We start from the raw sequence: 13,211 nt of genomic DNA on the forward strand, positions 1-13,211 counted from the left end.
TGAGGGCTCTCCATGAGGGAACCATGTACAAGATCTTCTTCAACCTCGTCTTCCGGCGGATGGACCCGGAGCAGGCCCACCACCTGGCCTTCCGCTGGATCCGGCTCGCCGTCCGCATCCCCGTGCTGCGCACCTTCGTCGCCGCCGTCCTCGCGCCGCGCCACAAGGAGCTGCGCACCGAGGCGTTCGGGCTGCGCATGCACGGCCCCTTCGGGCTCGCCGCCGGCTTCGACAAGAACGCCGTCGCGATCGACGGCATGTCGATGCTGGGCTTCGACCACGTCGAGATCGGCACGGTCACCGGGGAGCCGCAGCCGGGCAACCCCAGGAAGCGGCTCTTCCGGCTCGTGCCGGACCGCGCGCTCATCAACCGCATGGGCTTCAACAACGAGGGCTCGCTCGCCGTCGCCGCCCGCCTGGCCTCCCGCACGCCCGTCTTCCGGACGGTCGTGGGCGTCAACATCGGCAAGACCAAGGTCGTCCCCGAGGAGGAGGCGGCCGCCGACTACGTGAAGTCCACCGAGCGGCTCGCCCCGCACGCCGACTACCTGGTCGTCAACGTGTCGTCGCCGAACACCCCGGGGCTGCGCAACCTGCAGGCCACCGAAGCGCTGCGCCCGCTGCTGAGCGCCGTGCGCGAGGCCGCCGACCGCACGGTGACCGCCCGGCGCGTCCCGCTGCTGGTGAAGATCGCCCCGGACCTCGCCGACGAGGACGTGGACGCGGTCGCCGACCTCGCGGTGGAGCTCGGCCTGGACGGGATCATCGCCACCAACACCACCATCGCGCGCGAGGGACTCGGTCTGCGGTCGGACCCCTCGACGGTCAAGGAGACCGGCGGCCTGTCCGGGGCGCCCCTGAAGGCGCGCTCGCTGGAGGTGCTCAGGCGGCTCTACGCGCGCGTGGGGGACCGGATCACCCTGGTGGGCGTCGGCGGCATCGAGGACGCCGAGGACGCCTGGCAGCGCATCCTGGCCGGTGCCACGCTGGTCCAGGGCTACAGCGCCTTCGTCTACGAGGGGCCCTTCTGGGGCCGCGCGATCCACAAGGGGCTCGCCGCGCGGCTGCGCACGAGCCCGTACGCCACCCTCGCCGACGCGGTCGGCGCCGACGTGAGGAAGACGGTATGACCCTCGAGCCCTTCGGCGCGCGCCTGCGCCGGGCGATGGACGAGCGCGGTCCCCTGTGCGTCGGGATCGACCCGCACCGCTCCCTGCTGGTCGAGTGGGGCCTGAACGACGACGTGGCGGGTCTGGAGCGGTTCAGCCGCACGGTCGTCGAGGCGGTGGCCGGCCGGGTCGCCGTGCTGAAGCCGCAGAGCGCCTTCTTCGAGCGGTTCGGCTCGCGCGGGATCGCCGTCCTGGAGAGGTCGGTGCAGGAGGCGCGGGCCGCCGGTGCCCTGGTGGTCATGGACGCCAAGCGCGGCGACATCGGCTCCACCATGGCCGCCTACGCCGAGTCCTTCCTGCACAAGGACGCGCCGCTGTTCTCCGACGCGCTGACCGTCTCGCCGTACCTGGGCTACGGCTCGCTCAGCCCCGCCGTCGCGCTCGCCCGGGAGAACGGCGCGGGCCTGTTCGTCCTGGCGCTCACCTCCAACCCGGAGGGCGGCGAGGTGCAGCACGCGGTGCGGACGGACGGCCGCGACGTCGGCGCGACCATGCTGGCCCATCTGACCGTCGAGAACGCGGGTGAGGAGCCCCTGGGGTCCTTCGGGGCGGTCGTCGGGGCGACCCTGGGTGACCTCTCGTCCTACGACCTCGACATCAACGGGCCGCTTCTGGCACCCGGCGTGGGGGCGCAGGGGGCGACGCCGGCCGACCTTCCCGGGGTGTTCGGGAGCGTGCTGCGCAACGTCGTGCCGAACGTCAGCCGGGGAGTGTTGCGCCACGGTCCCGACGTGATCGCGCTGCGTGACGCCGCGGACCGTTTCGCGGATGAGATCCGCGTCACGCTGGAGTCTTCCTGACGGCCGGTCCGAGGGCGTTTCAAACCTCCGATCAGTGCTTCGTGGCCGATTTGAGGCTGGATACATCCTCAAATCCGGGGCACTATGTCTGAAATATCCTGTCCTGACAGAGGCTGACCAGGACTTTTCCTCTGTTCTCGCTGACTCAGGCGGACTTGGCCGCTAGTCTCCGAGCAGTGGGGGTACCCCCACGCTCTTTCAAGCAGTGGGGGAGAACGGGCAGAGCGTGTTGCTCGTAGCTCCCTAGGTGTGGGGCGACTAGGTTCCTCACCGGTCCGTATCCGACAGTTCGACATCCGAGGTGACGTAGGCGTGGCTCTTCCGCCCCTTACCCCCGAACAGCGCGCAGCCGCGCTCGAAAAGGCCGCCGCGGCTCGCCGGGAGCGGGCCGAGGTCAAGAATCGACTCAAGCACTCCGGCGCCTCCCTGCACGAGGTCATCAAGCAGGGTCAGGAGAACGACGTCATCGGCAAGATGAAGGTCTCCGCGCTGCTCGAGTCCCTGCCGGGCGTGGGCAAGGTCCGCGCCAAGCAGATCATGGAGCGACTCGGCATCTCCGAGAGCCGCCGCGTGCGCGGTCTCGGTTCCAACCAGATCGCCTCCCTGGAGCGTGAGTTCGGCAGCACCGGCTCCTGATCCGGGGTACTGCCGGGAAGGGAGTCCCGGGCACTCCGGGATTGCTGGAATAATCGCTGCATGGCTGCAACATTCCGGGGGACGACCCCCGAGCCCCCGGACGTACGTCCGCGGCTGACCGTGCTCTCCGGCCCCTCAGGGGTCGGCAAGAGCACGGTCGTCGCTCATATGCGCAAGGAACACCCCGAGGTCTGGCTCTCGGTGTCGGCGACGACCCGCAAGCCGCGCCCCGGTGAGCAGCACGGAGTCCACTACTTCTTCGTCACCGACGACGAGATGGACAAGCTGATCGCCAACGGCGAGCTGCTGGAGTGGGCCGAGTTCGCCGGGAACCGCTACGGCACGCCGCGAGGCGCCGTGCTGGAGCGTCTGGAGGCGGGTGAGCCCGTCCTCCTGGAGATCGACCTCCAGGGTGCCCGGCAGGTCCGCGAGTCCATGCCGGACGCCCAGCTCGTGTTCCTGGCTCCCCCCTCCTGGGAGGAGCTCGTCCGCAGACTCACCGGGCGGGGCACCGAGCCGCCCGAGGTCATCGAGCGCCGGCTGGACGCCGCGAAGATCGAACTCGCGGCCGAGCCGGAGTTCGACGTGACCCTGGTCAACACCTCCGTCGAGGACGTGGCGCGTGAGCTGCTAGCCTTGATGGATGTCGTGTGATCGTGATGGTCGCACGGATCGATCCTTTCCCACCCATCGGAAGGTAGAGCGTGTCCTCTTCCATCTCCGCGCCCGAGGGCATCATCAACCCGCCGATCGACGAGCTCCTCGAGGCCACCGACTCGAAGTACAGCCTCGTGATCTACGCGGCCAAGCGGGCCCGCCAGATCAACGCGTACTACTCGCAGCTCGGCGAGGGCCTCCTCGAGTACGTCGGTCCGCTCGTCGACACCCACGTCCACGAGAAGCCCCTCTCGATCGCGCTCCGCGAGATCAACGCGGGTCTGCTGACGTCCGAGGCCATCGAGGGCCCCGCGCAGTAGGCGCAGCAGCACATGGTCGCAGTAGTACGTTCAGACTGCGTCTGACTTATCCACAGGCCCGGCAGTGCCCCTGCCGGGCCTGTGGTGTGTGATGGACTCGTACGTTGCCGCGCCGGGGAGAGACGGGGAGCCAAGTGGTGGACAAGCCCAAGGTCGTACTGGGGGTCAGCGGTGGCATCGCCGCCTACAAGGCCTGCGAGCTGCTGCGACGGTTCACGGAGTCGGGTCACGACGTCCGCGTGGTCCCCACCGCCTCCGCCCTGCACTTCGTCGGCGCCGCCACCTGGTCCGCCCTCTCCGGCAACCCCGTCTCCACCGAGGTCTGGGACGACGTCCACGAGGTCCCGCACGTCCGCATCGGCCAGCACGCCGACCTGGTCGTCGTCGCCCCGGCCACCGCCGACACGCTCGCCAGGGCCGCCCACGGCCTCGCCGACGACCTCCTCACCAACACCCTGCTCACCGCCCGCTGTCCGGTGGTCTTCGCGCCCGCGATGCACACCGAGATGTGGGAACACCCGGCCACCCAGGAGAACGTGGCGACGCTGCGCCGCCGCGGTGCCCTCGTGATCGAGCCCGCCGTCGGCCGCCTCACCGGCGTCGACACCGGCAAGGGGCGGCTGCCCGACCCCGCCGAGATCTTCGAGGTCTGCCGCCGCGTCCTGGCCCGGGGCGTACGCGAACCCGACCTCACCGGCCGCCATGTCGTCGTCAGCGCCGGCGGCACCCGAGAGCCGCTCGACCCGGTCCGCTTCCTCGGCAACCGCTCCTCCGGCAAGCAGGGCTACGCCCTCGCCCGCACCGCCGCCGCCCGCGGCGCCCGGGTCACCCTGATCGCGGCCAACACCGGCCTGCCCGACCCGGCCGGCGTCGACGTCGTCCAGGTCGGGACGGCGATACAGCTCCGCGAGGCGGTACTCAAGGCGGCCGCCGACGCCGACGCCGTCGTGATGGCCGCGGCCGTGGCCGACTTCCGGCCCGGGACCTACGCCACCGGGAAGATCAAGAAGAAGGACGGGAAGGAACCCGACCCGATCGTCCTCGTACGCAATCCGGACATCCTCGCGGAGATCTCGGCCGACCGCGCCCGCCCCGGACAGGTGATCGTCGGCTTCGCCGCCGAGACGGACGACGTCCTCGCCAACGGGCGGACGAAACTCCGCCGCAAGGGCTGCGATCTGCTGGTGGTGAACGAGGTGGGGGAGCGCAGGACCTTCGGCTCGGAGGAGAACGAGGCCGTCGTCCTGGGCGCGGACGGCAGCGAGACACCCGTGCCCCACGGACCCAAGGAAGCCCTGGCCGAAATCGTATGGGACCTCGTGACGCCACGCCTGACCTGAGGGTTGGATGCGCTCGCCGTTCCCTCGTACGCCGCTCGATTCGGGCGTGGCGACCCTGGCCAAGCGCACACGCCATTCGGCACAATGCCCGTGCCGCAGGTCACAGCGCTCCCGAGAGGCGAGACAGGTGGGCCGGTGGCCGGGCTCGACCGATAAACTGTTTCCCGGACGACGCCGGGCGCAGCTCCCGTCGCGTCCGCCAATGATCAGCCAGCAGCCGCTGCAACCACAGGGAGCGTTGTGTCCCGTCGCCTGTTCACTTCGGAGTCCGTGACCGAGGGTCACCCCGACAAGATCGCTGACCAGATCAGCGACACCATCCTCGACGCGCTGCTGCGCGAGGACCCGACGTCCCGCGTCGCCGTCGAGACCCTGATCACGACGGGTCTGGTGCACGTGGCCGGTGAGGTCACCACCAAGGCGTACGCGCCGATCCCCCAGCTGGTCCGCGAGAAGATCCTCGAGATCGGCTACGACTCCTCGAAGAAGGGCTTCGACGGCGCCTCCTGCGGTGTCTCGGTGTCCATCGGCTCGCAGTCCCCGGACATCGCGCAGGGTGTCGACACCGCGTACGAGTCCCGTGTGGAGGGCGACGACGACGAGCTGGACAAGCAGGGCGCCGGTGACCAGGGCCTGATGTTCGGCTACGCCTCCGACGAGACGCCGACCCTGATGCCGCTGCCGATCTTCCTGGCGCACCGTCTGTCCAAGCGGCTCTCGGACGTCCGCAAGAACGGGACCATCCCCTACCTGCGCCCCGACGGCAAGACCCAGGTCACCATCGAGTACGACGGCGACAAGGCCGTCCGCCTCGACACGGTGGTCGTCTCCTCGCAGCACGCGAGCGACATCGACCTGGACTCCCTGCTGGCGCCCGACATCCGCGAGTTCGTCGTGGAGCCGGAGCTGAAGGCGCTGCTGGACGACGGCATCAAGCTCGACACCGAGAACTACCGTCTGCTGGTCAACCCGACCGGCCGCTTCGAGATCGGCGGCCCGATGGGCGACGCCGGCCTCACCGGCCGCAAGATCATCATCGACACCTACGGCGGCTTCGCCCGGCACGGCGGCGGCGCCTTCTCCGGCAAGGACCCGTCCAAGGTCGACCGCTCGGCGGCGTACGCGATGCGCTGGGTCGCGAAGAACGTGGTCGCCGCGGGTCTCGCCGCGCGCTGCGAGGTCCAGGTCGCGTACGCGATCGGCAAGGCCGAGCCGGTCGGTCTGTTCGTCGAGACCTTCGGCACCGCCAAGGTCGACGCCGAGAAGATCGAGAAGGCCATCGACGAGGTCTTCGACCTGCGTCCGGCCGCGATCATCCGCGACCTCGACCTGCTGCGCCCGATCTACGCCCAGACCGCCGCGTACGGCCACTTCGGCCGTGAGCTGCCCGACTTCACCTGGGAGCGGACCGACCGCGTCGAGGCGCTGCGCAGGGCCGCGGGCCTGTAAGGGCACGCTGTCAGGACGTACACCCGCGTCACCGGCTCCCGGCGCCACCGTTCAGGTGGGGCCGGGAGCCGGTTCGTTCGTGAACGTGGGGCTCCATGAGCGGGGCCGGGGTCGCTGTCAGTGGGGTTTGGTAAGAATGCAGGGGTGAGCAGCGAGAACGGGCCGGGGGCCGGGGGCGGGGAGGGCGCGCCGCCGGAGCAGCTCGCGTTGATCCGGGAGACCGTGCGCAAGGCCAAGGAGCCCCGGGCCAAGCCGCGGACCTGGCGCGGGGCCGCGCTGGCCGAGGAGCTCCCGGTCGCGCGGGTGCTCGTCGACAAGGGCGTCCTCCATCTGGACCGGTACTTCGACTACGCGGTGCCCGCCGAGCTGGACGCCGACGCGCAGCCGGGGGTGCGGGTGCGGGTGCGGTTCGGCGCCGGGCGGGGCCGGGTGCGCGAGGGGCGGCGCGAGGGCGGAGGGCTCATCGACGGGTTCCTCGTCGAGCGGCTCGCCGCCTCCGACTACTCCGGGCCGCTCGCGGCGCTCGCCCAGGTCGTGTCGCCGGAGCCGGTGCTGAGCCCGGAGCTGCTGGGACTGGCCCGGGCCGTCGCCGACCGCTACGCCGGGAGCCTCGCCGACGTACTCCAACTGGCCGTGCCACCGCGCAACGCGCGCGCCGAGCAGCGGCCCTCGCCCGCCCCGCTGCCCCCGCCGCCCGCACCGGCGGCCGGATCCTGGGCGCGCTACGAACGCGGGGGCGCCTTCGTGGAGTCGCTGGCCTCGGGAGGCGCGCCGCGCGCCGTGTGGAACGCGCTGCCGGGGCCCGGCTGGAGCGAGGAGCTGGCGCGGGCCGTCGCCGCGACGCTCGCCTCGGGACGGGGCGCCCTCGTCGTCGTACCGGACGGGCGGGCCGCCGCCCGGGTCGACGCCGCGCTCACCACGCTGCTGGGGGAGGGTCGGCACGCCCTGCTCCAGGCGGACGCCGGGCCGGAGAAGCGGTACCGCGAGTGGCTCGCCGTACGGCGCGGAAGCGTACGGGCGGTGGTCGGGACCCGGGCCGCGATGTTCGCCCCGGTGCACGACCTGGGCCTGGTGGCCCTCTGGGACGACGGGGACGACAGCCACAGCGAGCAGCACGCGCCGCAGCCGCACGCCCGCGAGGTGCTGCTGCTGCGCGCCGCGCAGGACCGGTGCGGCTTCCTCATGGGCGGCTGGAGCTGCACGGTGGAGGGCGCCCAGCTGGTCGAGAACGGATGGGCGCGGCCGCTCGTCGCCGCGCGGGAGCAGGTGCGCCAGGCCGCGCCGCTGGTGCGGACCGTGGGGGACCAGGATCTGGCGCGGGACGAGGCCGCGCGCGCCGCCCGGCTGCCCAGCCTCGCCTGGCAGGCGGCGCGTGAGGGGCTGCGGCAGGGGCCGGTGCTGGTCCAGGTGCCGCGTCGGGGTTACGTACCGCGCATGGCCTGTGCGCAGTGCCGGGCGGCCGCTCGGTGCCGGCACTGCTCCGGACCGCTGGAGGCGCGGGACGGCGGGGCACTGTGGTGCGGCTGGTGCGGGCGGGAGGAGAGCGCGTGGCACTGCCCGGAGTGCGGGTCGTTCCGGCTGCGGGCCCAGGTGGTGGGGGCGCGGCGGACGGCGGAGGAGCTGGGGCGGGCGTTTCCGGCCGTCCCGGTGCGGACGTCCGGGCGGGAACACGTCCTCGACACGGTGCCCGGGGCGCCCGCGCTGGTCGTGAGCACGCCCGGGGCCGAGCCGGTGGCCGAGGGCGGGTACGCGGCGGCGCTGCTGCTCGACGGCTGGGCCATGCTGGGGCGGCCCGATCTGCGGGCGGGGGAGGACGCGCTGCGGCGCTGGATCGCCGCCGCCGCGCTGGTGCGGCCGCAGACGGAGGGCGGGACCGTGGTGGTCGTCGCCGAGCCGACGCTACGTCCCGTGCAGGCGCTGGTGCGCTGGGATCCCGTGGGCCACGCGCTGCGGGAGCTCTCCGAGCGGGCCGAGCTGGGATTCCCGCCCGTGTCGCGCATGGCGGCGGTGTCGGGCAGGGCGGAGGGGGTGGCCGCGTTCCTCGGGGCGGTCGATCTGCCCGCCGAGGCGGAGGTGCTGGGTCCGGTTCCCTTGCCGGCCACTCCACCGGGGCGCCCGGTCCGGCCGGGCGCGCCGCCTGCCGGGGAGCACTGGGAGCGGGCGTTGATCCGGGTGCCGCCGGGGAGAGGAGCGGCGTTGGCCGCGGCGCTCAAGGCGGCCCAGGCGGCTCGGATGGCCCGGGGTGGGGAGGAGCGGGAGCGGGTTCGGGTGCGGATCGACCCTGGGGACATCGGGTGAGGGGCGAAGGCGTGGGCGGGTGTGCGGCTGCCCTCCCGGGAGGGGCCGAGAGGGCAGGAGCGGTGCGCAGTCAGCCGTTGCGGGGGCCGGGGAAGGCCGTCGGTCTCACCTCGTCGCGCAGTGCCGGGCTGCCCGCGGTCGGCTGGGTCGGCATGGAGCGGGCGGCGGGCACGGTGGGGACCGTCGGCAGGGAGGTGTTCACACCGACGGCACGGGCGCCGGTGGGGTCCGCCGTCCGTTCGGTCTCGGCGGGCGCCTGGGCGGTCGCGGCCGCCCTGCGGGAGCCGTAACGGCGGTGCACCGCCTGCTTGGTGACTCCCAGTGCGGAGCCCACCGCGTCCCACGAGAAGCCGAGCGAGCGGTCGAAGTCCACCGCCGCGGTGACCAGGGTCTCGACACTGTCCCGGAGCTCCTGGGCGAGGCGGACCGTCGGGGCGGGGGCGCGTCCGTAGACGACGAAGCCCGTGGAGGGGCCGGAGCGGCGGGGGCGGTAGACGTTGCCCAGTTGGGCGGTGAGGGTGCGCAGCGCGTCCACCTGCCGGCGGACCCGCTCGATGTCCCGCACCAGCAAGTGCAGGCTGGCCCGGGCCTGGGCGTCGTGGGTTGCATGGTCGGCCATGAACAAGCCTCTCGAACCGGCGTTGGGGAGAAGGTCAACTCTTTCTTGACCAACGCGGGTGCGCTCCGCTGGTCACGGTGTGGGGGCGTATGGGCATATGCGGGCGCTCCCGAGGGTGGTCTGCGCCCCCTCGAGGGGGATGAGAGAGGGGCCGGGGGCCGAGCCCCGCCGACGGCTGCACCGCCGTGGTCGGGAACTCATAGACTTGTGCGTTGCCCGTCGTTCGTCCCTTCGAGAGGCATGTCTCTCCATGAAGCTTGTCTTCGCCGGTACCCCCGAGGTCGCCGTTCCCGCTCTGGACGCTCTGATCGCCTCCGGGCGGCATGAGGTGGCCGCCGTGGTGACGCGGCCCGACGCGCAGTCGGGGCGGGGGCGCAGGCTGGTCGCGTCACCGGTCGCGCAGCGGGCCGAGGAGGCGGGCATCGAGGTGCTGAAGCCCACGCGGCCCCGGGACCCGGAGTTCCTGGAGCGGCTTCGGGAGATCGCGCCGGACTGCTGTCCCGTGGTGGCCTACGGGGCCCTGCTGCCGAAGGTGGCGCTCGACATCCCGGCGCACGGCTGGGTCAATCTGCACTTCTCGCTCCTGCCGGCCTGGCGTGGCGCCGCGCCCGTGCAGCACGCCGTCATGGCGGGGGACGAGATCACCGGCGCTTCCACCTTCCTGATCGAGGAAGGGCTCGACTCGGGGCCCGTCTACGGGACCGTCACCGAAGTGGTGCGCGCCACCGACACCAGCGGTGATCTGCTGACGCGGCTCGCCTTCGCCGGCGCCGGACTGCTCGCGGCCACCATGGACGGGATCGAGGACGGCACCCTGAAGGCGGTCCCGCAGCCCGCCGAGGGGATCACCCTCGCACCGAAGATCAACGTCGAGGACGCGCTCGTCGACTGGACCGCCCCCGCGCTGCGCGTGGACCGGGTCGTGCGCGGATGCACGCCCGCCCCCGGCGCCTGGACCACCTTCCGGGGCGAGCGGCTCAAGCTCATCCAGGTGCAGCCGGTTCCCGGGCGCGACGACCTCGCTCCCGGCGCGCTCGCCGTCGGCAAGAACAGTGTCCACGTGGGGACGGGGTCGTACGCCGTCGAGCTGCTGTGGGTGCAGGCCCAGGGCAAGAAGCCGATGCGGGCCGCCGACTGGGCGCGCGGGGTGCGCATCGGCGAGGGCGAGCGCGTCGGGGCGTAACGCTCCTGCACCGGTCCCGCGCGCACGTCGTACGCTGGACGCGACTTCCATCCTGCAATCCGGAGCACCTTTTTCGTGAGCGACCAGCCCCGCCGTCCCCGCAAGCCCGCCCGGCCCTACCGCCGGCCCCAGAAGGACCCCGTCCGCATCCTCGCCTTCGAGGCGCTGCGGGCCGTGGACGAACGGGACGCCTACGCCAACCTCGTGCTGCCCCCGCTGCTGCGCAAGGCGCGCGAGCAGGGCGACTTCGACACGCGGGACGCGGCGCTCGCCACCGAGCTGGTGTACGGCACGCTGCGGCGCCAGGGGACGTACGACGCCGTCATCTCCGCCTGTGTGGACCGGCCGCTCAGGGAGGTCGATCCGCCGGTGCTCGATGTGCTCAGCCTCGGGGCGCACCAGCTCCTCGGGACGCGTATCCCGACGCATGCCGCCGTGTCCTCCGCGGTCGAGCTGGCGCGGGTCGTGCTCGGGGACGGGCGGGCCAAGTTCGTCAACGCCGTGCTGCGGAAGATCGCCCAGCACGATCTCGACGGGTGGGTGGAGCAGGTCGCCCCGCCGTACGACGACGATCCCGAGGACCACCTCGCCGTCGTGCACTCGCACCCGCGCTGGGTCGTCTCCGCGCTGTGGGACTCGCTCGGCGGTGGGCGCGCCGGGATCGAGGATCTTCTCGAGGCCGACAACGAGCGGCCCGAGGTGACCCTCGTCGCCCGGCCCGGGCGGGCCACGACCGAGGAACTGCTCCGGGAGGAGGCCGCGGTGGCGGGGCGCTGGTCGCCGTACGCCGTGCGGCTCACCGAGGGCGGGGAGCCCGGGGCCGTCGACGCCGTACGGGAGGGGCGTGCGGGGGTGCAGGACGAGGGGAGTCAGCTCGTCGCGCTGGCCCTCGCGGGCGTCCCGGTGGAGGGGCGGGACGAGAAGTGGCTCGACGGGTGTGCCGGGCCCGGCGGCAAGGCCGCGCTGCTCGCCGCGCTCGCCGCGGAGCGCGGGGCCACCCTCCTGGCCGCCGAGAAGCAGCCGCACCGGGCGGGCCTGGTGGCCAAGGCGCTGCACGGCAATCCCGGGCCCTACCAGGTCATCGCCGCCGACGGGACCCGGCCGCCGTGGCGGCCCGGCTCCTTCGACCGTGTGCTGATGGACGTGCCGTGCACGGGGCTGGGCGCGCTGCGGCGGCGGCCCGAGGCACGCTGGCGGCGCCGCCCCGAGGATCTCGAAGCGCTCGCTCCGCTCCAGCGCGGGCTGCTGCGGACCGCCCTGGAGTCCGTGCGGGTCGGGGGTGTCGTCGCGTACGCCACCTGCTCGCCGCATCTCGCCGAGACGCGGGCGGTCGTCTCCGACGTGCTGAAGCAGTTCCCGCGGACCGACCTCGTCGACGCGCGACCGCTGCTGCCGGGCGTACCGGCGCTCGGCGACGGCCCCGACGTCCAGCTCTGGCCCCATGTGCACGGCACGGACGCCATGTACCTGGCCCTCATCCGCCGGACGGGCTGACTGAGGGGTGCACGTAGGTTCTCAAAGTGAGTGACCAATTCTCATTCCAGTTGGCCACTGTCTGGCCAACTGGCCACAGGCCGGCGCTGGGACAGGCAAAACGAGCACACTGGGAATGCTTGCCGCGAGTACCGGCACGTCGTGGCCGCTACCTCGCGTTCAACAAGGACATCGCCAACGACGCCGCCAGCCGATTCCCGCGCTCCGTCCTGTGCAAGACCGCGCATTCCACGGCCTACGCGGCAGTCGGCTACCGCTTCGCTCGCCGTCTCAACAGTCCTCGACGGCCTGCCTGGCGGATCGGGCAGGCTCTCGGCATCACATCCCCCGTCCGTATCGGTGTTCACGCGCACCATGTACCGATGCTGCGGAGGCTCGGAGCACCCGACGAACGAGCTCAACTTGCTGAGGTTGTCATGCCGTTCGTCGAGAAGGCATGGAAGGACCTCAACGCGGTCATGCTCAGCTGGTGATGGTTGGTGACTCTGCCCAGGCCATCTACGGGTGGCGCGGTGCCCGGGACGTGATGACGGGCTTCGATGCCACCCACCTCACTCTGACGCGTTCCTTCCGATTCGGTCCCCTCCTCGCCGAACAGGCCAACCAGTGGCTTGCGCTTACGGACGCGCCGATCCGGCTGACTGGTACCGACGCGATCCCCCACGAAAGTCGGTCTGGTCACTTCTCCGGATGCGGTGCTGTGCCGAACCAACATCGGCGCAATGACCGAAGTCATGCGGCAGCTGGGTTCCGGACGTCGGGTGGCTCTGAGCCGAGGCGGGCAGACGCTGAGCACACTGGCGCTCGCCGCCCGCGACCTTGAAGAGGGCCGACGGACGGGCCACCCTGAACTCGTGCTCTTTGCTTCCTGGGGTGAGCCGCAGGACTATGCACGATCCCGCAGGACGAGACCTCCAGCCGTTCGTGGAACTTGTCGACACCCACGGTCCCGAAGCCATCATTGCCGCTGTCGACGCACTGATCGACGAGACCAAGGCCGAGGTCACCGTTTCCACAGCCCACAAGGCAAAAGGCGGGGAGTGGCCCAGGGCCAGAATCGCAGACGACTTCCCCCCACCACCGGACAGTGACCAGCAGGACGACAGCGGTCGCCCGATTCCGGAACCCGTGAGCGACACGGACGCTCGGCTGGCCTATGGGGCCGTCACCCGCGCCCGGCGCCGGCTGGACCTCGCCGGACTTGAATGGATCGAGGCCTATCCGACTGCTACTAATGGCGCGTGAC

The 13,211-nt window shown here is 72.0% G+C and carries 11 protein-coding genes and 1 pseudogene; 11 read left to right on the forward strand and 1 reads right to left on the reverse strand.

Annotated elements, in window-relative coordinates; all coding sequences use genetic code 11:
- The first annotated feature begins 23 nt into the window (after window positions 1–23).
- The 8 genes from OG852_RS39145 to OG852_RS39180 all read left to right on the forward strand — a co-directional run bounded on the left by OG852_RS39145 (window position 24) and on the right by OG852_RS39180 (window position 8,669).
- Window positions 24–1,130, forward strand: a complete 1,107-nt coding sequence (locus OG852_RS39145; protein ID WP_133913313.1) for a quinone-dependent dihydroorotate dehydrogenase — start codon at window positions 24–26, stop codon at window positions 1,128–1,130.
- Entirely contained in the window at window positions 1,127–1,969 is an 843-nt protein-coding gene (gene pyrF / locus OG852_RS39150; RefSeq protein ID WP_133913312.1) for an orotidine-5'-phosphate decarboxylase, read from the forward strand. Before OG852_RS39145 ends, pyrF begins: the two co-directional genes overlap by 4 nt.
- 312 nt (window positions 1,970–2,281) lie before the next feature.
- Window positions 2,282–2,605 carry an integration host factor gene (locus OG852_RS39155; RefSeq protein WP_003977346.1) on the forward strand — a complete coding sequence of 108 codons (324 nt, stop codon included), beginning with the start codon at window positions 2,282–2,284 and terminating at the stop codon, window positions 2,603–2,605.
- Between the two features lie 60 nt (window positions 2,606–2,665).
- On the forward strand, window positions 2,666–3,259 hold the full coding sequence (gmk, locus tag OG852_RS39160) for a guanylate kinase (RefSeq protein WP_133913311.1): 594 nt from the start codon (window positions 2,666–2,668) through the stop codon (window positions 3,257–3,259).
- Between the two features lie 50 nt (window positions 3,260–3,309).
- Window positions 3,310–3,582 (forward strand): DNA-directed RNA polymerase subunit omega, encoded by a 273-nt coding sequence (rpoZ, locus tag OG852_RS39165; protein ID WP_003977348.1) that lies wholly within the window; start codon window positions 3,310–3,312, stop codon window positions 3,580–3,582.
- 137 nt (window positions 3,583–3,719) lie between these two features.
- Entirely contained in the window at window positions 3,720–4,922 is a 1,203-nt protein-coding gene (gene coaBC, locus OG852_RS39170; RefSeq protein WP_330350350.1) for a bifunctional phosphopantothenoylcysteine decarboxylase/phosphopantothenate--cysteine ligase CoaBC, read from the forward strand.
- Between the two features lie 240 nt (window positions 4,923–5,162).
- Complete coding sequence (metK, locus tag OG852_RS39175; protein WP_133913309.1) at window positions 5,163–6,371, forward strand: methionine adenosyltransferase; 1,209 nt, start codon at window positions 5,163–5,165, stop codon at window positions 6,369–6,371.
- Between the two features lie 144 nt (window positions 6,372–6,515).
- The gene (locus OG852_RS39180) at window positions 6,516–8,669 is read left to right on the forward strand and encodes a primosomal protein N' (protein WP_330350351.1); all 2,154 of its coding nucleotides are present in this window, start codon (window positions 6,516–6,518) and stop codon (window positions 8,667–8,669) included.
- Between the two features lie 70 nt (window positions 8,670–8,739).
- On the opposite strand, the gene OG852_RS39185 is transcribed toward OG852_RS39180, so the two are convergent.
- Window positions 8,740–9,288: a hypothetical protein gene (locus OG852_RS39185; RefSeq protein ID WP_330350352.1), complete on the reverse strand. Its 549-nt coding sequence runs from the start codon at window positions 9,286–9,288 to the stop codon at window positions 8,740–8,742.
- 250 nt (window positions 9,289–9,538) lie between these two features.
- Here OG852_RS39185 and fmt point away from each other — a divergent pair, with 250 nt between their 5' ends.
- The 3 genes and pseudogenes from fmt (at window position 9,539) to OG852_RS39200 (ending at window position 13,210) form a co-directional block, all read left to right on the forward strand.
- A complete protein-coding gene (gene fmt / locus OG852_RS39190; protein ID WP_133913306.1) occupies window positions 9,539–10,471 on the forward strand; it encodes a methionyl-tRNA formyltransferase in 933 nt (310 codons plus the stop codon).
- A gap of 75 nt (window positions 10,472–10,546) precedes the next feature.
- Window positions 10,547–11,965, forward strand: coding sequence for an RsmB/NOP family class I SAM-dependent RNA methyltransferase (locus tag OG852_RS39195; RefSeq protein ID WP_330350353.1), 1,419 nt, complete (start codon window positions 10,547–10,549; stop codon window positions 11,963–11,965).
- Window positions 11,966–12,002: 37 nt separating this feature from the next.
- Window positions 12,003–13,210, forward strand: a pseudogene (locus tag OG852_RS39200) (DNA helicase).
- Window position 13,211: the final 1 nt, after the last annotated feature.

Source organism: Streptomyces sp. NBC_00582 (assembly GCF_036345155.1).
Classification (GTDB): Bacteria; Actinomycetota; Actinomycetes; order Streptomycetales; family Streptomycetaceae; genus Streptomyces.